Here is a 20342-nt window from a genome sequence, read left to right on the forward strand (position 1 = left end):
AAACGAGCATACGGACGGCCAGAATGACCCGACTGACCCGCATATTGATACTCACCGCTGGACTTGCCATGGCCGGGATCGGTGCCGTGGCACAAGAGGGTGGTCCCTTTGCGCCGCGCCTGATTATCAATGACAAAGCCATCACCAACTGGGAAGTGGATCAGCGCGTCCAGTTTCTGAGACTTTTGAACGCCCCCGGCAACCTAGAGGAAGAGGCGTTGAACGCCCTGATCGAGGACCGCCTGCGCGACCACGCTGCTGCGCAGCTGGGGATTGAACCCTCTCAGGAAGAAATTGCCGCGGGCATGGCTGAATTTGCGGGGCGGGCCAACCTGACAACCGAAAAGTTTATCGGTGAGCTTAACAAAGTCGGCATTGCCGGTGAAACCTTTCGTGATTTCGTGGCGCCGTCGATCGCTTGGCGCGCAGTTGTTCGCGCCCGGTTTGCCGGACGATTGAATGTCACCGAAGCGGAAATCGACCGCGCCATCACCTTGTCGACCCAACAGGGGAATGCGCGTGTTTTGCTGGCCGAGATCATTCTGCGCGCCGATACACCCGAGTTCAAAGCCCAAGCCGAAGAACTGGCACAGCAACTAAGCCAAAGCATCGACAGCACGGCTGAATTCTCGGCTGCGGCGCGCAAGTATTCTGCCTCGCGTACTGCGGGCGCCGGGGGCCGCACACCTTGGATTGATCTGGCAAACCTGCCACCGCAAATCAGCGGTCAGGTATTGTCATTGGCGCCGGGTGCTGTGACCGACCCGATCCCTATTCCCAATGCAATCGCCTTGTTCCAGCTGCGTGCACTTGAAGAGAACGATCCAACGGAACCAGAAACTCTGGCCGTGGAATATGCCCGCTATCTGATGCCTGCCGACGAAACCCAGCGGGCCCAAAAGGTCTTGTCGCAGATCGACACCTGCGATGATCTTTATGGTGTCGCAAAAGGGGAACCAGAACAGAACCTGATCCGCGAGGCCGTCGCCGTGGCTGAACTCCCCGCCGATGTCGCGCTGGAACTGGCGAAGATGGACAATGACGAGGCCATCCTTCTGCCGGGCAACGGCAACCTTTCTGTTCTGATGCTTTGTGGTCGCACGCCAACACTGGGCGAAGACATTGACCGCGATGCCATCCGTTTGCGTCTGACCAACCAACGTCTGGTATCCTATGCTGACGGGCTGATGGAAGAGCTCAAAGCTGATGCGATCATCCGCCAGCCATGACTCGCCCGCCTATCGCGCTGACCTGTGGCGACCCGGCCGGTGTTGGCCCTGAACTTTCGATCAAGGCGCATCAGACCCTTGGTGCCCGCCTGCCCTTTTTCTGGATCGGCGATCCGGCGCATCTGCCCGACGGCACCGCGCATGAGGAAATCCATGATCCGATGGACGCGGTTCATGTTTCAGCCACGGCGCTGCCGGTTCTGCGCCATCCCTTCCCGGTTCCGGCGCAACCCGGGCAACCCGATTTACGCAATGCGCCTGCAGTGATGACCGCCATCACCCGCGCGGTCGAACTGGTGCAGGAAGGGCGCGCCAGCGCTGTCTGCACCAACCCCATTCACAAACAGGTTCTTCAGGATGGGGCGGGATTTGCCTATCCGGGTCATACAGAGTTTCTGGCCTCTTTGGCCGGTGTGAAAAACGTGGTCATGATGCTGGCCTGCGATGAACTGCGCGTCGTGCCCGTGACCATCCACATGGCCGTGAAAGACGTGGCGGGTGCCTTGACCGAGGAGCTTCTGGAGCAAACCCTGCGCATCACCCATGATGCATTAATCCGCGACTTTGGCGTCGAAACCCCGCGCCTTGCGGTGGCGGGGCTGAACCCTCATGCAGGGGAAGGCGGCAAAATGGGAACCGAAGAAATCACGCTGATCACCCCGGTAGTTGAGCGGCTCAACCGCGATGGGCTGCATATTTCGGGCCCGCGATCTGCTGATACGATGTTCCATGCACAGGCGCGCGCCGGATACGATGCGGCGATTTGCATGTATCACGATCAGGCGCTGATCCCGATCAAGACCATCGACTTTTCCGGAGGCGTAAACGTGACTCTTGGTTTGCCCTTCATCCGTACGTCGCCGGATCATGGCACCGCGTTTGACATCGCAGGCAGCGGTCGTGCAGATCCAACCAGCCTGATTGCGGCGCTAAACATGGCCGACACAATGGCAAAGGCCCGCACGACATGAGCACGATCGACTCCCTTCCGCCCCTGCGCGACGTGATCAACACCCACGAGTTGCGTGCCAAGAAATCCTTGGGGCAAAACTTTCTTTTGGATCTGAACCTGACCGCCAAGATCGCGCGTCAGGCTGGGGATTTGACGGAATGTGATGTTCTTGAGATTGGTCCCGGCCCCGGCGGTTTGACCCGTGGCTTGCTGGCCGAAGGCGCGCGCCGCGTGTTGGCGGTTGAAAAAGACGCGCGCTGCCTGCCGGCCCTGGCCGAAATCGAGGCCGCCTATCCAGGTAAACTGGACGTCATCAACGCCGACGCCTTGGAATTGGACCCCAGCGACCGGTTAAGCGCGCCGATCCGCGTGGTGGCGAACCTGCCCTATAACGTGGGCACCGAGTTGCTGGTGCGCTGGCTAACGCCAAAAGAATGGCCGCCCTTCTGGCAGAGCCTGACTTTGATGTTTCAAAAAGAAGTGGCAGAACGGATCGTGGCCAAGCCCGGCTCCAAGGCCTATGGGCGACTGGCAATTCTGGCGCAATGGCGCGCTGACGCGCGTATCGCCATGACCCTGCCGCCCGAAGCCTTTACCCCTGCGCCGAAAATCCACTCGGCGGTGGTACATCTAACGCGGCGTGATACGCCACTTTACCCTGCTGATGGCGCGGTCTTAAGCCGGGTCGTCGCGTCTGCGTTCAATCAACGCCGTAAGATGCTGCGCGCCAGCTTGAAAGGCGTCGCCCCCAATATCGAAGACAGGCTGATTGCCGCCGGGATCAAACCGACGGAACGCGCTGAACAGGTTTCACTGGAGCAGTTTTGCGCCCTGGCGCGCGAAGTCGCCAGGGGGTGATCGCTTATTCCGCGGCGGGCGCCTGCGGAACATCATCGCCGGGCTGTGCGGCGGTCTCTTTGGGTTTTGACGGTTTGCGGCTGCGTTTGCGCGGGGCCGGTTTGGCCTCGGGCGTTTCCACAAGGCCGCTGCCAGCGCCACCTTCAACCACATCCAAAACATCGTTATCCGATGCTGCGGCGGGGGGCGTTTCGGGCTTTGGGGTATCCTCAGCCTTTGGCGCGTTCTGGGCGTTTTGCTGGTGTTCGCGGCGCTCTGCCTGCTGCTGCTGGCGTTCACGGGCCTGCGCTTCTTGCTGCTCACGCCGGGCTTCCTGCTCGCGCTGAGCTTCACTTAGCAAACGCGCGTAATGCTCGGCGTGCTGCTGAAAGTTTTCGGCGGCGACGCGGTCATTGCTGAGCTGCGCATCGCGGGCAAGTTGGTTGTACTTGTCAATAATCTGTTGCGGCGTGCCGCGCACTTTGCCCTCAGGGCCCGAGCTGTCAAACACCCGGTTTAAGATGTTGCCCATGGAGCGCGAACGGTTCGACTTCGACCGCGAACGTGATTTCGATGATCTCATAGTTTTTTCTAAGTCCAGCCTTGTTTTGGCTTTTCGGCCCATACTGCGCTTTACCGCAGCATTACTTTGGAACCGGCATTGTTTGGCTTACATCCGAGGGGGACATCACTGTGTATCCGTCACCTCGTACCTTCTGGATACCCGGTCCAAGGATAGCATGACAAGTGAAAAATACGCCTGACCCCATGATGTGGCGTGTTTACACAGCCAATCACCATAATATTTCCATTAGGTTAGCGGGGCAGTGGCCGAAATTACTCGGTCTCTTCCGTCAAGGTCGGCATGGGCCTGAACGTTTTCAAGCCCTGCCCGGGTAAAAAGGTTCATGACTGCTGCCGCCTGCGTGGGACCTATTTCCACCAAAACGCGCCCGCGCGGGCGCAGGTGCGCCCCCACCCCGGCAGATATCGCGCGATAGGCCGTTAACCCGTCGGCCTTGTCGGTCAGGGCGATCTGCGGCTCGTGCGAGAGTTCAGGCGACAGATCCGGCATTTCATTCAGCGCAATGTAAGGCGGGTTGGAAACAATCAGATCAAACTGTCCGGTGACGTTTTCAAACCAATCTGAGGTCTTGAACGTCGCGTTCACCCGCAAATGATCAGCGTTCATCTGAGCCACGCGCAGGGCTTCGGGGGACATATCCACGCCTATTCCGCGCGCCGTGGGGCATTCTGCAAGCAGCGTCAGCAGGATGCATCCAGATCCGGTTCCCAAGTCCAAAACCTGCTCGAAAGGAGCCTGCAAGGCCAAAGCAACCAGTTCTTCAGTTTCTGGTCTTGGGTCCAACACATCGGGGCTGACGATGAAATCCCGCCCATAAAAGCTGCGGCGCCCGATGATGTGGGAAACCGGCGCGCGGGCGGCGCGGCGTGTGATCATCGCGTCAAAGGCACCGGCCGCTTGTTCGCTTAGGTCATCCTGCACCATCAGTGTCAGCCTGTCAGGCGTGATGCCCATGGCGTGCGCCAGAAGCCTGCGCGCGTCACGCGGGGCGTCGGGCACTCCGGTTGCGCGCAACGTCTTGATCGCCTGCGCCAGAGCTTGCGCGCCGGTCATCCTTCCATCTCGGCCAGACGGGCGGCCTGATCATCGGCGATCAGCGCGTCGATAACCTCGTCCAGATCACCCTGCATGACCTGATCCAGCTTATAGAGCGTCAGGTTGATCCGGTGATCGGTCATGCGCCCCTGCGGGAAGTTATAGGTTCGGATGCGTTCAGACCGATCGCCCGAACCGACCTGGCTCTTTCGCGTCTCTGAACGTTCATCATGCAATTTCTGGCGTTCCAGATCATAAAGCCGCGTACGCAGCACCTGCATGGCGATCTCGCGGTTGCGGTGCTGGGATTTTTCCGAGCTGGTCACCACAATCCCCGACGGCAAGTGGGTAATCCGCACCGCAGAATCCGTGGTGTTGACGTGCTGCCCCCCTGCCCCGCTGGCGCGCATCGTATCAATACGGATGTCGTTGGCAGGAATTGCGATATCGACCTCTTCGGCCTCGGGCAAAACAGCCACCGTCGCAGCCGAGGTATGGATACGTCCGCCGCTTTCGGTCGTGGGCACGCGTTGCACCCGGTGCACGCCGCTTTCGAATTTCAGTCGGGCAAACACCCCGTCGCCCTGCACATTTGCCGTGACTTCCTTAATCCCGCCCAGTTCGGTTTGCGCTTCTTCAAGGATGTTGAACTTCCATCCACGCGCTTCGGCGTAGCGTTGATACATGCGCAGCAGGTCGCCCGCAAAAAGCGAGGCTTCGTCCCCGCCGGTACCCGGGCGGATTTCGATGATCGCTGGTCGGGTATCGGCGGCGTCTTTTGGCAGCAATGAAAGCTTCAGCGCCTGTTCCATTTCGGGAATGCGGGCACGTAAATCAGGCAGTTCTTCCTCGGCGAGCTCGCGCATTTCGGGATCATCGAGCATCAGCTCGGCTTCGGCCAGATCGTCAAGCGCCTGTCGATAGGCTGCGATTTCTTCAGCCACGGGCTTGAGCTCGGCGTATTCACGACTGATCGCGGCGAAATCGGAATCGGCGCCTTGTGACAGCTTCGCCTCAAGGAACTCAAAACGCTGGGTGATCTGACTGAGTTTATCGAAAGGAACCATGTCTTGGTGTCGGTCAGGTACGAACTGGGGTCAAGCGGTTTTCCGTGCTATACTTGAGTTCATGCGCAGCATTTTGATCCTTGTTATGGGCAGCACGATGGCGCTGGCCGATACCACCCCCCGGCAATCGGGTACGGGGATTGATTGCTTTTGCACCGACAAAACCGGCGCCCGGATCGAGCTGGGGCAGGAAATTTGTCTGTATGTCGACAACCGTGCCTTTATGGCGCGATGTGAAATGTCTCAGAACAATCCGATGTGGCGCCCAACGGGCAAGGATTGCCTGTCATCCACCCTGCGCCAAAGCCTGGCGCCAGCCAGTTAAGCGGGCGCGATTTACGCCCAAATCCGACTGGCCAAATACCGCCTGCCCGTGCAAAAACAAGCTCCCCCCGCTGAGCCACAGATTGGTCACATCAGGAAACCCCCAAACCCGCGAGCGGGTGACGAAACTTACATGTCCTTTTGCTGGGTCGCCTGCCAAGGGCCGTGTGCGGGGCGCATCGGCTATCATCAAGGCGGCGCGTTCGAACATTGCCTGTGGGTCTGTACCCGCCGGGATTTCAACGCCGAAACTGTTGGTTCCTTGGCTGTTTCCGGTAAACGCGACCTGACGGTGATAGGCGCCCGCGTCCACTGGGTTGAACCTGATGAAAACGCCGAAGGCCAAAACAAACGCAATCAGGGTCGAGAGTACGTAAAACACCTTGCCGCTCATCTCTTGTTCCACAGATACAGGCACATCAGCTCGGTCGCGACATGGGCGCCGGCGATAGCAGTGGCGCCGGTGGTATCAAAGGGCGGAGAGACTTCAACCACATCGCCGCCGACCATATTGATCCCGGCCAGATCGCGCAGCATGATCGCCGCCTGCGCCGAGGTCAGCCCGCCCCAAACCGGCGTACCGGTACCCGGTGCAAAGGCCGGATCCAGAGCATCAATGTCAAACGTGACATAGACCGGGCGATCGCCCAGCACTTGTTTGATCTTTGCCACCGCGGCTTGCGGGCCTTTTTCGTGAACCTCGCGCGCATCAATGGTGGGGACACCCAGCGTGTCTTCGTTCACCGTGCGAATGCCGACTTGCACGCTGTGCGCCGGGTCGATCAGGCCGGATTTCACCGCCTTATAGAACATGGTTCCATGATCAACGCGCGACATGTCATCATCAGCCCATGTGTCAGAATGGGCGTCAAACTGCAAAAGGCAGATCGGGCCATATTTTTCAGCATAGGCCCGCAGGATGGGAAAGCTGATGTAGTGATCTCCGCCCAAGGTAAGGCTGGCCGCGCCTGCATCCAGTATCCCTTTGATATGGTTGGTTAACACTTCAGGGAAGGCGGGCACATTGGCATAGTCAAATGCCACATCGCCATAATCAACGATGGTAAAATCGCTGAGCGGGTCAAAGCCCCAACCATAAGGCGGATCAAAAGCTTGCAGCGCGCTGGCCTCGCGGATCGCGCGGGGGCCAAGCCGCGCGCCGGGCCGGTTGGTGACCGCCTGATCAAACGGCACGCCGGTTACCGCCAGATCGACACCTGTCAGATCTTTGGAATAAGCGCGGCGCATGAAGGACGTGGCGCCACCAAAAGTATTTTCATATGACAGCCCGCGATACGGCCCGCGGATGACGGCGTTATCGACCTCTTTGGATGCGTCTTCTAGGGCCATGGCCTCTCCTGTCTGTTAGCGACAGATTAGCGTGGCCGCTGGCGAAAACCAGCCCCACGATGCGAAGGATTAGCCGTGCAGTTGGGTGACGTCGTGTCCGTAAATCCAATCAAACCGGCCCAACAGCTTGGACGGGGCGATTTTACTGGCCACAGACAGCGCCGTATGCGCGGCGATGCGCAGCGGCGGAAAACTGAGGTGATAGTTGCGGGCGTTCTTGCTGGCGGCATCAACAATGCGTTGGCAACGATCCCGACGCGCGGCCTGATACGCCGCGAATGCGGCGGCGGGCGTGTCATGCTGCGCCAGAGAAGACGCCAGGACCCAAGCATCTTCCAACGCCATATTCCCACCTTGGGCCATAAAGGGCAAAGTCGGATGCGCTGCATCGCCCAAAATAGCGGCGGCATGGTTATGCCAATGCGGGGCGACCGGGTGCTTAAACAATCCCCACAAATGCACCGTTTCAACCCGGCTCAGCAGCGTCTGAACTTCGGGGGAGAAGTCCTGAAAAGCGCGGCGCAGATTGTCGGGATCATCTTGTTGGCTCCAGCCTTCATCGACCCAGTCATCGCGTTCTTCGACGGCAACGATGTTGGTGAACTTGCCACCGCGCAACGGATACGTCACCAAATGACGCCCCGGCCCCATGTAGATTGTCGCGACCGGGGGTTGCTGCCCCTTGGCTGGTACAACAGAGCGCCACGCCACCTGACCTGTGAACTTGGGCTGTGCAGCAGTGTTCAAGACCCCGCGCAACACCGAATGAAGACCATCTGCGCCAATCACCATGTCAGATTTGATCTTGGCACCCTGCGCCGTTGTCAGGCAGGCGTGATCGCCTTTCAGGTTCACATCAGTGATCTTGTGCAGCAGGCGAATTTTCACCCCCGCGTCGCGCGCGGCCTTGGCAAGCAGATCAACGATATCTGCCCGGTGTACAAAGAAGTACCCGGGTTGCGCGCCCGAAATATCAATGCAGGCGACCTGCTTGCCGTTTTGATAGTCACGAAGATGTACCGCCTGCCCGGAAAGCCCCGCATGTTCAAGCGCATCGCCACAGCCCAATGCGCGCAGGACCACCGCCCCATTTGGACTGATCTGCAAACCGGCGCCGACTTCTCGGATGGCTTCGGCCTGCTCCAATACGGTCACACGCGCGCCACGCTGCGCCAGCGCAGTGGCCACGGCCAATCCGCCGATGCCGGCCCCAAGTACGGTAAATTTGCGCCCGATCAGCACGTCAGACTTTCCTGAACACTCAAGGCGGGGCCGAAAGACCCCGTCGTTCCTATCGAGACGCCAAAGTGGCGAAGTTAATCGTCACGATGCACTTTTTCACGACGCTCGTGGCGCTCTTGCGCCTCCAGGCTCAGCGTCGTGGTCGGACGCGCGTCCAGACGTTTCAGCGAGATTGGTTCGCCGGTGTCCTGGCAATAGCCGTATTCGCCTTCATCAATACGGCGCAGCGCACCGTCGATTTTGGAGACCAGCTTGCGCTGACGGTCGCGAATCCGCAGTTCCAACGCGCGATCGGTCTCTTCTGAGGCACGATCAGCAATGTCGGGGATGTTTCTGGTGCCATCCTGCAAACCTTCGATGGTGGATTTGCTTTCATCCAACAATTCGGTTTTCAGGGTCAGCAGTTTGCGCCGGAAATACTCAAGCTGACGCTCATTCATGAATGGCTCGTCCTCAGCAGGACGATAGTCATCCGGCAGGAAAACTTCGGCTTTCATACCTTGTCCTTCTCGCAGGTCGGGTTTGGATGTCATTGTCTGTTTTTACCCGTTGCTTCTGGCGCCGCGTGTACCGCAATGGCGCGACCTTGTCACTAGCATATAGCGAGGGTTTCAGGCTTTTTATAGGTCTGCTATCGACAAGATAATGACGCACATCAAAATGGGTACCGAAATGAAATTTTCCGGGACGGAGTCTTATGTCGCAACCGAGGACCTTGCGGTCGCCGTAAACGCCGCCGTGGCGCTTGAACGCCCTTTGTTGGTCAAAGGCGAGCCAGGCACCGGCAAGACCGAATTGGCCAAGCAGGTTTCGGCGTCGCTAAACCTCCCGATGGTCGAATGGCACATCAAGTCCACCACCCGTGCCCAGCAAGGTCTGTATGAATATGATGCCGTTAGCCGGTTGCGCGACAGCCAGTTGGGGGACGAACGTGTCAACGATGTACGCAACTACATCCGCAAGGGAAAACTCTGGCAAGCATTTGAAGCCAAAGGTAAAACCGTTCTATTGATCGACGAGATCGACAAAGCGGATATCGAGTTTCCGAATGACCTACTGCAAGAGCTCGATAAGATGGAGTTCCACGTTTATGAGACGGGCGAAACCGTGCGCGCCCAGACCCGACCTGTGGTGATTATCACATCAAACAATGAAAAAGAGCTGCCCGATGCTTTCCTGCGCCGGTGCTTTTTTCACTACATCCGTTTTCCCGATATGGACACGATGCGAAAGATCGTCGAGGTCCATCACCCGGGGCTGAAACCCGCCCTTCTTACAGCTGCTTTGACGCAGTTCTACGAACTGCGCGAGATGAAGGGTTTGAAAAAGAAACCGTCGACCAGCGAGGTTCTAGATTGGCTGAAACTGCTGTTGGCCGAGGATCTGAGTGCTGAAGATTTACGCAGAGACGGTGCAAATGCCCTGCCCAAGCTGCATGGCGCTCTGCTGAAAAACGAACAGGATGTGCAGTTGTTTGAGCGGCTGGCCTTTATGGCGCGGCGCGGTCAGCGCTAAAGTCGCGACATTGCCCTATTCCTGCCCTTGCGTCACCTTGCTGATTTGGGATCCAGCCCCTAGCAATTTATCGGGTTAAACTGTGCGTCAGAAATCTGCCTCCTTGTCCGTTCGCCCCATCGTCGCGTCTGACCGCGATGATTGGCAGCATTTATGGACTGGATATCTGGAATTTTACGATTCTACCGTGCCGCCCGAGGTCTATGAAAAGACCTTTGAACGGCTGCTGGACAACGACCCGATGACACCGATGGGGTTGATCGCACAGCTTGATAACGAAGCTGTGGGTTTGGTTCATTATTTTTTGCATTATCATGCGTGGAAGGTCGAAAAGGTATGTTACCTTCAAGACTTGTTTACGCTGCCCGCTGCGCGTGGGCACGGAGTGGGGCGCGCCCTAATCGAGGCGGTCTATGAAAAGGCCGATCATCTGGGCGCACCGAATGTGTATTGGACGACGCAGGATTTCAACGAAACTGCGCGTAAGTTGTACGATCGTGTTGGCAAGTTATCGCCTTTTATCAAATATGTACGAGAGTAACTTGACGTGAAGCTTAAACTGGCAATTCTTGCTGTCGCCTTTCTGTCTGCCTGTACCGCACCGATCACCGAGGTCCCCTTGCGTCACGGGGCTGGGCTTGCTCTTCCGCCGATGAAGAAGTTCACCGCGCCGAGGGTGGTTGCACCTGCGCGCAGCAACGCTGCCATCGCCGAGGATTTCCTGAACCTCAGCTTCATGATGGAAAGCGGTCGGGCGATCCCCTATCTGACCCGGTTTGAAGGCCCGGTTCAGGTGCATGTTGCGCCCGGCGCGCCTTCGAGCCTGCATTCCGATCTTGGCGCCTTGCTTTCGCGGCTGCGGCGTGAAGCAGGAATTGACATTGACCGCACGCAAAACCGCGACGAAGCGCAGATCATAATCGAGGCCCTGCCCCATAAGGAGCTTCAGCGTCTTGTGCCACAGGCCGCATGTTTCGTTGTGCCGCGTCTGAACAGCTGGGCAGAATACAAACGCACCCGTCGCAGCAGCACCATCGACTGGACCACCCTGAAGACACGAGAAAAAGCCGCAATCTTCCTGCCTTCGGATGTCAGCCCGCAAGAAATCCGCGACTGTCTGCACGAAGAGCTGGCACAGGCATTAGGACCGCTCAATGATCTGTATTCCTTGCCTGATTCCATCTTCAATGATGACAACTTTCATACGGTCCTGACCGGGTTCGACATGCTGATACTGCGCGCATACTATGCGCCTGAACTGCAAAACGGCATGACCCGCAGCCAGGCAGCGCAACGCCTGCCCGCCCTGTTGGCACGCTTGAACCCCGGCGGTGCTGGACGCGGCATTGGCCCCTCTTCGCCGACCCCGCGCGCCTGGATTGATCAGATTGAGGTTGCCCTTGGGCCAAACACAACAAGTTCGCGCCGTAAAGCAGCCGCGACCAATGCCGTGGCTTTGGCCAGCAAGGCCGGCTGGCGTGACAATCGCATGGCCTTTAGCCTGTTTGCACAGGGTCGCTTAAGCCTGTCCACCGACCCTGAACTGGCCCTGTCCAGCTTTCTAGAGGCCGGACGGCTCTATGGTGCTCGGCCGGGGATGGAAATTCAAAAGGCCCATGTTGCCATGCACTTAGCCGCCTTTTCGCTTTCAGTGGGCCAGTTTGATTCCGCCTTGGCCGTTATCAATGCCAACCTGTCACCCGTCGCCGCCAGCGAAAACGCCGCGTTGCTTGCAACGATGCTGATGATCAAATCCGAAGCATTGGAACAGCTGGGACGCACATCAGAGGCACGCGCGGTTCGGCTCGACAGTCTGGGCTGGGCGCGCTATGGCTTCGGCTCGGATGCAGAAGTGCGTGCGCGGCTGAATGAAATCGCTGCGCTATCACCCAGGAGAGTAGTGCAATGATCGTAATCGCAGGGCTGGTTTTGGGCGCAGTTTGGGGCGCGTTTCTTGCGCGCCGCCGCAAAGGCAAAACCTTTGATATCGCGCAATATGCTGTGGTTTACGGCATCGCTTTTGGCCTGTTGGGCATGATTGTCACCGTTGCATTGGAACGTCTGCTGTAAGTCATGTTCATTCCCTTCTTTCAGAACCTCCGCAACGCTGGCATTCCGGTCAGCCTGCGGGAATATCTGAGCTTTCTGGAGGGAATGAAGGCCGGTCTGGTCACCTATGACGTCGAAGGGTTCTATTACCTTGCGCGTCTGTCCATGGTGAAGGACGAACGCAATCTGGACCGCTTTGATCAAGCCTTTGCTGCCAGTTTCGAAGGTCTTGAGTCCATCAGCTTTGACGAGGTTCTAGAGGCGATTGAACTGCCCGCTGAGTGGCTGGAAAAGATGGCCGAAAAGATGCTGACACCCGAAGAGCGCGCCGAGATTGAATCGCTGGGCGGGTTCGAAGAACTATTGGAGACGTTGAAGAAACGTCTTGAGGAACAGCAAGGGCGCCATCAGGGCGGCAATAAATGGATCGGCACCGCCGGGACATCCCCCTTTGGGGCCTATGGCTACAATCCCGAAGGCGTGCGCATCGGGCAGAAAGAAAGCCGCCACAAACGCGCGGTCAAAGTCTGGGACAAGCGCGAGTTCAAGAACCTTGATGACAGTGTCGAACTGGGCACCCGCAACATCAAAGTGGCGATGAAACGTCTGCGCAGCTGGGCGCGTGATGGCGCAGCAGAAGAGCTGGATCTGGATGGCACGATCCGAGCCACAGCAGATCATGGTTATCTGGACGTCCAGACCCGACCCGAAAGGCGAAATGCCGTTAAAGTCTTGCTTTTTCTGGATGTCGGCGGCTCGATGGATCCGCATATCAAGCTGGTCGAAGAACTGTTTTCGGCGGCCCGGGCCGAGTTCAAACATCTGGAGTATTTCTACTTTCACAACTGTCTGTACGAAGGCGTCTGGCGCGATAATGCCCGACGTTGGAACGCGCAGATGCCGACTTGGGATGTGCTTAATACCTATGGCTCCGATTATAAGTGCATCTTTGTAGGGGATGCGTCCATGTCCCCTTACGAGGTTGCCTATGTCGGTGGCGCCAATGAGCACTGGAACGAAGAAACGGGCCAGACCTGGCTGGAACGTGCACGGGAGAAGTGGCCCAACCACATGTGGCTGAACCCGGTGCCGGAAAAGTATTGGGACTACACCCAATCCATCGCGATGATCCGTGACATTTTCGAAGACCGCATGGTTCCCATGACCCTTGAAGGGATCGAACGCGGTATGAAAACGCTGGGGCGTTAACCATAAATTATCGCTATGATTGCGCGCGCTGATATTTTTATTAACCTTAACGCGAGTATTAAGGTTAATCGAGTTTTAGCGGAGGGAAATCATGCCCCTACCCCCCAATACCCCCAGCGAAATAACAATCGACGACGCAGCATATGTGCTGACCTTCGCAGAAGAATTCAGCGAAGACCCGGCCTATTACGCGGGTCACAATGTGGACGGTGTCTGGGCAACTTCCTATGCGCCGCACCTGCATGATGGCCGCTGGGCCGAAGCCAATGGCGAAGGTCAGTACTTTACCGATCCCGACCAGGCCGATCTGCCCGAAGTGTTTGACGTAGCAGACGGCGCCATCACCATCACCGCGACGCCTTTAACGCCAGAACAGCAGGCATTGGCCGATGGGCAAGCCTATAGCTCGGGCATTTTAACGACCGAACTCAGCTTTGCGGCCTCTTCCGGTTATATCGAAATCCGCGCCGATGTGCCGGATGAACAGGGGTTTCTGTCAGCCTTCTTTCTGCTGCCCGAAGATGGCGATTGGAGCGCTGAAATCGACGTGTTCGAAATTTTGGGAAATGACGCGGATACGCTTTACACCAATGTCTGGAATGATGGGGTGGATGACAGCGAAGCGTTTGATATTGCAGGCTTAAGCGACGGGTATCACACCTATGGGCTGCTCTGGACCGAAGATACGATCGAATGGTACGTCGATGGCGTTTTGGTACGCACAGAACCCAACACGATAGACGAGCCAATGTATCTGGCGACGGCGCTAATCGTTGATTCCACCTGGACCGGAAACCCGGATGAAACCACTGACTTCTCTGACGGGCTTAGCATTGATTACATCCATGTCTATGAGCTGGAAAGCGATCCTGACCGCAACGAAGCCATTGCGGATCAATCTGAATTCACGCCCAAGACCTTTGTGAATGGGGACAGTGGTGGGGTGATGTATGGCACACGCTGGGGCGACGTTATGGATGGTCTGGCGGGTGATGACATCCTGTATGGTCGCGATGGCGATGATCTTCTTTCTGGCGGCACGGGTCAGGATTCACTTTATGGCGACGCAGGGGGAGACTCTTTGTCAGGCGGGGCGGATCGCGACAAGCTGATTGGGGGCGATGGCGATGATTTTCTGGAAGGTGGCGCAGGTGTTGATCACCTTTGGGGCGGCGATTACAGCGCCGGTTCGGGCAGCGATACCTTTGTCTTCTCCGAAGGTGACGGTATGGATTTCATCCATGATTTCAGCGCCTCGGATGACGTCATTGACCTGAGCGCCTATGCCAGCGACTTGGCGACGTTGGATCCGTTCATCCATGATCGTGGTTGGGCGACTGAAATTAACCTGTCCGGTTTGACCGGAAATTCGGGCGACAGGGTGTTCATCATCGGGTTGGACCCGGACGATCTGGGCGCTGACAACTTCGATTTCGGACTGATCGCCTGATACAGGCTTGCCCGTCGACGCCCTAAAGCCCATATCGAGAGCATGATAAAACTGCTCCCGATCCTACTGCCGGTGCTTTACGGTCTGATCATGTACCGGTTTTCGGTCTGGCGCACCTCGCGTGAGCTGGATGCACGCTCGACCGAGCTGGCGGATGCCAATCTGCGCGCCGTGACGCAGCGCCTTGCCAAGGCGTTGGATTTACCCCGCATCAAGGTTCATCTCTATGAAATTGCGCCGGTGAACGGTTTGGCCGCTCCCGACGGGCGGATTTTCATCACCCGCGGCTTTTACGATAAGTTCCGCGCGGGCGAAGTCAGCGCGCAAGAGCTGGCCAGCGTTATTGCACACGAGCTGGGCCATGTTGCGTTGGGGCATTCGCGCCGCCGGATGATCGACTTTTCCGGGCAAAACGCGATGCGTGTGGCGCTTGGCATGGTTCTGTCACGCGTGATCCCCGGCGTGGGCGTGCATATCGCAAATGCGCTTACCCGTCTTTTAGCGGCCGGCATGTCGCGCAGCGACGAATACGAAGCCGACGCCTATGCCAGCGCTTTGCTGGTCAAAGCCGGAATTGGCACGGCACCGCAAAAGTCGTTGTTTCAGAAGCTAGATGCGTTGACGGATAACCGCGCCCCAATGCCCGCGTGGTTGATGAGTCACCCGCCCACGGCAAAGCGCATCGAAGCCATCGAAAAGAATGAAAGCCGCTGGCGTTTGACCTAGGCTAAAGCTTTGCCCAAACGCGGCAGTCGCGCTCGTTTCAGCAAAGCGCGCTTTGCCAGGGGTTCGCCCGCCATGGTTTGCGCCGTAGCATGGACTTTGTTCACACAGTCTTCCACCGCTCCGGCGTTACTGAGCCAAAGATCATACAGAAATTGATCAGGCGCCTCGCGCGTTAGCCCTTCTTCTGACAAGGTATGACGTGGAAAATCTTTGGCGTTGAAGGTTAGCAATGTGTCAGCTGAGCCCGCCAACGCTGCGGCCAGAACATGCACATCGTTTTCATCCGGCAACCAAAGCCGCGCCAGATCAGCATCGCGCGGCTGTACACTGGCTTTCGGCCAGTTGGCGCGCACAAGAGCGACTTCAGCCCGCGCTTGTGGCTCGCCTTCGGGGCCGATCTTACGGGCGGCGCGGGCCCATTCTTCAAGGATGCGATCCGACCACAAGGGGGTAAACAGCCCCTGCCCCGCAACGCAGAGCAGGATTTCACGCAAAACGGTTGGGTACAGAACGCAAGCGTCCAGCAAAACCTTCATGGCATCAAACGGAAGAACAACGCTTTCAAATAGCCGCTTTCCGCCAATTGTGGCATCTGCGGGTGGTCCGCCCCGGCATATCCGGTGTGCAACAGTTGCGCTGTGCCGCCCGCGCGGCCAATGCCGCGCACGCAGGCGCCGCGGAATTTGGACATCTCTGCCGCATGCGAACACGAACACAGAACCAGATACCCACCCGGTTTCACCAACGGCGTGGCCAAACGCGCAACCCGTTCATAGGCGCGCAACCCAGCTTCGAGAGAAGGCTTTGACGGTGCAAAAGCAGGCGGATCACACACGATCAAATCGAACTGCGCGCCTTCGTCTTTTAGCGCAGTCATGGTATCAAACGCGTCGCCCTTGCGGGTGGTCAGTTTGTCGCCCATTCCCATAGCAACGGCGCCTTGTTCGGCCAAATCCAGTGCCGACGCAGACCCGTCAATGCACGTGGCATGCGTGGCGCCAGCAGCCAAAGCCGCCAGCCCAAACCCGCCAACATGCGAGAAAACATCCAACATCTGCGCGCCCTCCGCCAGACGTGCGGCAAAGGCGTGATTGGGGCGCTGATCATAGAAAAGGCCGGTTTTTTGGCCGCCCATCACATCGGCGATATAGGTGGCGCCGTTCATCTCAACCGGGATGGGCGCATCGACAGCACCGCGCATCACCTTTGTTTCCTCGGTCAAGCCTTCCAGCCCACGGGCGCGCCCCGATCCGTTCATCACGATGTTACGCGCCCCGGTCAATCGTTCCAGCGCGTCGACCATGGGCTCCAGCAACACATCAGCCCAAGCGGCGTTCGGCTGCACAACCAGCGTATCGCCGAACCGGTCAACCACCACACCGGGCAGACCGTCGGCCTCGGCGTGGATCAAACGATAGAACGGCGCATCATACAGGCGTTCGCGCAATTCCAGCGCGGTACGCAGCTTCTCGATCAGCCAGGCTTCATCGACGGCGACATTCAAGTCCCGCTCTAGCATCCGGCAGAAAATCTTTGAGTTGGGGTTCACGGCGACCAGCCCGATGGGCTGGCGCGCGTCATCTTCCAGCACCGCAATGGTGCCGGGTTTCAGCGCTTTGGTCCGACGGTCCGTGACAAGTTCATTGGCATAGACCCACGGGAAACCGTGACGAATGGCGCGGGCATTGGCCTTGGGCTTTAGCCGCACAACAGGGTAAGAGGGCAGTGTCATGCTGCCCTCTTAAGCGTTCTTTGCGATGCGGGAAAGGCCCGATCAGATCCCGCGCGAACTGATTGCCGACAGGTTCAGCGGTTGCGGCGCCGCCGGAGCGCTACGATAGCCCATTTCCTGGCGGATTGATTGGATCAGATGCTGGGTGATACGCACCTTCTGCGTCTCGCCGCGGCTCATGGCCTCAAGAGCGCGCGCACCGCCATAAGCATCAAATTCCAGCTCGATCAGGCGCGGCGCTTCAAGCTTGGTGCCGGTTTGGGCATCCATCACGGTGATGTAATAGTGAATGTCATGCGTGCCACCGATGGTGTAACGGGTTTTCTGCGTCAGCGCGTGAAAGCGCGTCAGCTGAATGTCCACAATCACCGGACGCCCGGTATTCATGCCAGACACAGCGGTGTTCGCAGCATTCTGCACGATGGTTTTCACCTGCGCAAAGCGATCACCCAACGGGTCTTCGCGCCATACGATATCTGCGCGCGGGTAATAGCTGTTGGCCTCTGAAACCTTAAGGGTTTCGGGCACGCGCACATTGATTTGCTGCACAGCGTAAGCTTGCTGCGGGCTGGTTTGAACCTGCCCTGCATCTGCGATCACCGCTTCACCTACGGGGGTGATGATCGGTGCATTACGCGTTGCGGTGTCAACTGTCGCACAGGCCGACAGACCGAGTGCGGCGGTCAGTACCATGGAAAGGCGGATCAGTTTCATTTCTCAACTCCATTCGGGCTTCGTGCCCTGTTGCCTCACGCTTTGAAGTTCTGCGTAGCTCTGAAATTGATGTCGAATTCGGGCAAAATTGAGGAAAACTATCTGCATTTTAGGGACATTTGGCAGGTGCGACCGGGGCTTAAACAATTCGTTTCCATATGAGAAACATTAATTATCTCATAATTACAGCATCTTACCCTCTACACCCGCCACTGAAAACTTACCCTACGTGAACTTCTCCCGGCCTTTGCTCTGAATGCTTAGAATGAAACAATCGGACCTGCATTTCCTAATTTGTTTCCAGAATTGCGCTTTGCTTCTCGGCCAAGCGTTTATGTAAAAAACATTGATTAATCTGGTTTCGGGTGGTTGAATCCATGAGATATCTGTGGGAAGTATAGCAACGTTAGCGCTATCAGGTTTCATCATTGATATGGAACCTTAGACAGCACCCACAGCTCAGGAACCACGCGCATGCCGCTTAATGCCACCATCGCTAAGGTCACCCAAGATATCATTGAACGCTCTCGCGACAGTCGTCAGGCCTATATGGACCGCATGAAAGGTGCCATTGATCAGGGCCCTGTGCGCGCGCACCTGACCTGTGGCAACCAGGCACATGCTTTTGCCGCGATGGAGCAGGACAAAGGCACGCTGGCTGGTGGGAAAGCACCCAACATCGGGATCATTACGGCCTATAATGACATGTTGTCGGCCCATAAGCCGTTTGAAACCTACCCCAACTTGATCCGCGAGGTCGCCCGCGCCCAAGGTGCCACGGCTCAGGTCGCCGGGGGTGTGCCTGCAATGTGCGATGGGGTGACTCAGGGCCAACCGGGGATGGAACTGTCGCTGTTTTCGCGCGATGTGATCGCCATGGCCGCCGGTGTTGGCCTGAGCCACAACTGTTTTGACACCACGATCTATCTGGGTGTGTGCGACAAGATCGTGCCGGGGCTGATCATGGCCGCCGCCACCTTTGGCCACCTGCCTGCCGTCTTTGTGCCCGCCGGCCCGATGACCAGCGGCCTGCCCAACGATGAAAAGGCCAAAGTCCGTCAGCAGTTCGCCACCGGCGAAGTCGGGCGCGACAAGTTAATGGAGGCCGAGATGGCCTCGTACCACGGGCCCGGCACTTGTACATTCTATGGCACTGCGAACACCAACCAGATGCTGATGGAGTTTATGGGTCTCCACCTGCCCGGCGCCAGTTTCGTTAACCCCGGCACGCCCCTACGCGATGCCCTGACCGCCGCCAGCACCGAACGGGCGCTGGCGATCACAGCAGCGGGGAATGAGTTCCGCCCGGCGTCCGAGGTGTTGGACGAAAAGGCTTTCGTGAATGGCATTGTCGGGCTGATGGCAACCGGTGGTTCCACCAACCTGGTGCTGCACCTGCCCGCCATGGCGCGCGCCGCCGGTATTCAGTTGGACATCGACGATTTCGCCGCCCTGTCGGATGTGGTGCCGCTGATGGCCAAGGTCTATCCCAACGGTCTGGCCGACGTGAACCATTTCCACGCCGCTGGCGGCCTGGGCTTTATGATCGGCGAGCTGCTGGATGACGGTCTGCTGCACCCGGATACCAAAACCATCGCGGGCGACGGGCTGGGTTCTTATACGCAGGAACCCAAGCTGGTCGACGGAAGCGTCGAATGGACCGAAGGCACCAAAGAAACCCTGAACGATAAGATCCTGCGCCCCACCGAAAGCGCGTTCCAGCCCACCGGGGGTCTGAAAAGCCTGTCGGGCAATCTGGGGCGTGGCGTGATCAAAGTGTCCGCCGTTTCTGAGGAGCGCCGCATCATCGAGGCCCCTGCCCGCGTGTTCCATGATCAGGCCTCCGTCAAAACCGCGTTTCAAGCTGGTGAAATCACCGGCGACACAATCTTTGTCGTCCGTTTCCAAGGCCCCCGTTCAAACGGTATGCCCGAATTGCATGGCCTGACACCCACGCTGGCCGTGTTGCAAGACCGCGGCCTGAAAGTGGCGCTGGTCACTGATGGCCGCATGTCGGGCGCTTCGGGCAAAGTTCCGGCCGCGATCCACGTCAGTCCCGAAGCTTCGGACGGCGGCCCACTGGCCAAGGTTCGCGATGGCGATATCGTCCGTCTGGACGCTGTCGCCGGCACTTTGGAGGTTCTGGCCGAAGACTTCGACAGCCGCACCCCGGTGGTGGCCGACCTAAGCGCCAACCAGCACGGCATCGGGCGCGAGCTGTTCCAAACCTTCCGTGATACGGTTGGCCCGGCAACGACGGGGGCCGCTTCGGTTCTGTGACTTTCTAAGGCGCAATGCGTTTTCTCTTGATCCGGGATTATAGCT

General features: G+C 58.0%; 22 protein-coding genes. 12 read left to right on the forward strand and 10 right to left on the reverse strand.

Annotated elements, in window-relative coordinates; translation table 11 throughout:
* Window positions 1-23 precede the first annotated feature (23 nt).
* From ATO10_RS03615 to rsmA, 3 genes are read left to right on the forward strand one after another with little or no spacing between them, the layout of a single operon-like run.
* The gene (locus ATO10_RS03615) at window positions 24-1229 is read left to right on the forward strand and encodes a peptidylprolyl isomerase (RefSeq protein WP_035248050.1); all 1206 of its coding nucleotides are present in this window, start codon (window positions 24-26) and stop codon (window positions 1227-1229) included.
* The gene (pdxA, locus tag ATO10_RS03620; protein WP_035248052.1) at window positions 1226-2200 is read left to right on the forward strand and encodes a 4-hydroxythreonine-4-phosphate dehydrogenase PdxA; all 975 of its coding nucleotides are present in this window, start codon (window positions 1226-1228) and stop codon (window positions 2198-2200) included. The genes ATO10_RS03615 and pdxA overlap by 4 nt, the downstream gene beginning before the upstream one ends.
* The gene (gene rsmA / locus ATO10_RS03625) at window positions 2197-3039 is read left to right on the forward strand and encodes a 16S rRNA (adenine(1518)-N(6)/adenine(1519)-N(6))-dimethyltransferase RsmA (protein WP_035248054.1); all 843 of its coding nucleotides are present in this window, start codon (window positions 2197-2199) and stop codon (window positions 3037-3039) included. Before pdxA ends, rsmA begins: the two co-directional genes overlap by 4 nt.
* A gap of 4 nt (window positions 3040-3043) precedes the next feature.
* Here the strand turns inward: rsmA and ATO10_RS03630 are convergent, their stop codons facing one another.
* The 3 genes from ATO10_RS03630 to prfA all read right to left on the reverse strand — a co-directional run bounded on the left by ATO10_RS03630 (window position 3044) and on the right by prfA (window position 5706).
* Window positions 3044-3601 carry a DUF4167 domain-containing protein gene (locus tag ATO10_RS03630; RefSeq protein ID WP_035248056.1) on the reverse strand — a complete coding sequence of 186 codons (558 nt, stop codon included), beginning with the start codon at window positions 3599-3601 and terminating at the stop codon, window positions 3044-3046.
* 228 nt (window positions 3602-3829) lie between these two features.
* Complete coding sequence (gene prmC / locus ATO10_RS03635; protein WP_035248058.1) at window positions 3830-4657, reverse strand: peptide chain release factor N(5)-glutamine methyltransferase; 828 nt, start codon at window positions 4655-4657, stop codon at window positions 3830-3832.
* Complete coding sequence (gene prfA, locus ATO10_RS03640) at window positions 4654-5706, reverse strand: peptide chain release factor 1 (RefSeq protein WP_035248060.1); 1053 nt, start codon at window positions 5704-5706, stop codon at window positions 4654-4656. The genes prmC and prfA overlap by 4 nt, the downstream gene beginning before the upstream one ends.
* Before the next feature lie 61 nt (window positions 5707-5767).
* Here prfA and ATO10_RS03645 point away from each other — a divergent pair, with 61 nt between their 5' ends.
* Complete coding sequence (locus ATO10_RS03645) at window positions 5768-6031, forward strand: hypothetical protein (RefSeq protein ID WP_035248062.1); 264 nt, start codon at window positions 5768-5770, stop codon at window positions 6029-6031.
* Here the strand turns inward: ATO10_RS03645 and ATO10_RS03650 are convergent.
* The 4 genes from ATO10_RS03650 to dksA form a co-directional block, all read right to left on the reverse strand.
* Window positions 5993-6424 carry a DUF1499 domain-containing protein gene (locus tag ATO10_RS03650; RefSeq protein WP_035248064.1) on the reverse strand — a complete coding sequence of 144 codons (432 nt, stop codon included), beginning with the start codon at window positions 6422-6424 and terminating at the stop codon, window positions 5993-5995. The two genes, ATO10_RS03645 and ATO10_RS03650, sit on opposite strands and share 39 nt — an antisense overlap.
* A complete protein-coding gene (gene speB, locus ATO10_RS03655; RefSeq protein ID WP_035248067.1) occupies window positions 6421-7380 on the reverse strand; it encodes an agmatinase in 960 nt (319 codons plus the stop codon). The genes ATO10_RS03650 and speB overlap by 4 nt, the downstream gene beginning before the upstream one ends.
* Before the next feature lie 69 nt (window positions 7381-7449).
* The gene (locus tag ATO10_RS03660) at window positions 7450-8622 is read right to left on the reverse strand and encodes an FAD-dependent monooxygenase (protein WP_035248068.1); all 1173 of its coding nucleotides are present in this window, start codon (window positions 8620-8622) and stop codon (window positions 7450-7452) included.
* A 74-nt stretch (window positions 8623-8696) separates the two neighbouring features.
* On the reverse strand, window positions 8697-9119 hold the full coding sequence (gene dksA / locus ATO10_RS03665) for an RNA polymerase-binding protein DksA (protein ID WP_035248070.1): 423 nt from the start codon (window positions 9117-9119) through the stop codon (window positions 8697-8699).
* A gap of 175 nt (window positions 9120-9294) precedes the next feature.
* Between dksA and ATO10_RS03670 the strand changes: the two genes are divergently transcribed.
* From ATO10_RS03670 to ATO10_RS03695, 7 genes are all read left to right on the forward strand, one after another.
* Entirely contained in the window at window positions 9295-10137 is an 843-nt protein-coding gene (locus tag ATO10_RS03670; protein WP_035248375.1) for an AAA family ATPase, read from the forward strand.
* An 82-nt stretch (window positions 10138-10219) separates the two neighbouring features.
* On the forward strand, window positions 10220-10678 hold the full coding sequence (locus ATO10_RS03675) for a GNAT family N-acetyltransferase (protein ID WP_035248073.1): 459 nt from the start codon (window positions 10220-10222) through the stop codon (window positions 10676-10678).
* Window positions 10679-10684: 6 nt separating this feature from the next.
* On the forward strand, window positions 10685-12046 hold the full coding sequence (locus ATO10_RS03680) for a DUF2927 domain-containing protein (protein WP_035248075.1): 1362 nt from the start codon (window positions 10685-10687) through the stop codon (window positions 12044-12046).
* Window positions 12043-12207: an apolipoprotein acyltransferase gene (locus ATO10_RS16145; RefSeq protein ID WP_081806404.1), complete on the forward strand. Its 165-nt coding sequence runs from the start codon at window positions 12043-12045 to the stop codon at window positions 12205-12207. The genes ATO10_RS03680 and ATO10_RS16145 overlap by 4 nt, the downstream gene beginning before the upstream one ends.
* Before the next feature lie 3 nt (window positions 12208-12210).
* Window positions 12211-13395, forward strand: coding sequence for a vWA domain-containing protein (locus ATO10_RS03685; protein ID WP_035248077.1), 1185 nt, complete (start codon window positions 12211-12213; stop codon window positions 13393-13395).
* Between the two features lie 91 nt (window positions 13396-13486).
* Window positions 13487-14845, forward strand: coding sequence for a family 16 glycosylhydrolase (locus ATO10_RS16680; RefSeq protein ID WP_051597917.1), 1359 nt, complete (start codon window positions 13487-13489; stop codon window positions 14843-14845).
* A 42-nt stretch (window positions 14846-14887) separates the two neighbouring features.
* Window positions 14888-15571, forward strand: coding sequence for a M48 family metallopeptidase (locus ATO10_RS03695; protein ID WP_035248078.1), 684 nt, complete (start codon window positions 14888-14890; stop codon window positions 15569-15571).
* On the opposite strand, the gene ATO10_RS03700 is transcribed toward ATO10_RS03695, so the two are convergent.
* Genes ATO10_RS03700 through ATO10_RS03710 form a run of 3 tightly spaced genes read right to left on the reverse strand, consistent with a single transcriptional unit; the run spans window position 15568 to window position 18017 of the window.
* On the reverse strand, window positions 15568-16107 hold the full coding sequence (locus ATO10_RS03700; RefSeq protein ID WP_035248080.1) for an RSP_2648 family PIN domain-containing protein: 540 nt from the start codon (window positions 16105-16107) through the stop codon (window positions 15568-15570). The genes ATO10_RS03695 and ATO10_RS03700 overlap by 4 nt on opposite strands.
* Window positions 16104-17303, reverse strand: coding sequence for an RSP_2647 family RNA methyltransferase (locus tag ATO10_RS03705; protein WP_035248082.1), 1200 nt, complete (start codon window positions 17301-17303; stop codon window positions 16104-16106). Before ATO10_RS03705 ends, ATO10_RS03700 begins: the two co-directional genes overlap by 4 nt.
* Window positions 17304-17345: 42 nt before the next feature.
* Window positions 17346-18017, reverse strand: coding sequence for a DUF6778 family protein (locus ATO10_RS03710; RefSeq protein ID WP_035248085.1), 672 nt, complete (start codon window positions 18015-18017; stop codon window positions 17346-17348).
* Window positions 18018-18491: 474 nt separating this feature from the next.
* Here ATO10_RS03710 and edd point away from each other — a divergent pair, with 474 nt between their 5' ends.
* On the forward strand, window positions 18492-20297 hold the full coding sequence (gene edd, locus ATO10_RS03715) for a phosphogluconate dehydratase (RefSeq protein ID WP_035248087.1): 1806 nt from the start codon (window positions 18492-18494) through the stop codon (window positions 20295-20297).
* Window positions 20298-20342: the final 45 nt, after the last annotated feature.

The sequence above is a fragment of the Actibacterium atlanticum genome (genome assembly GCF_000671395.1).
Lineage (GTDB): Bacteria > Pseudomonadota > Alphaproteobacteria > Rhodobacterales > Rhodobacteraceae > Actibacterium_D > Actibacterium_D atlanticum.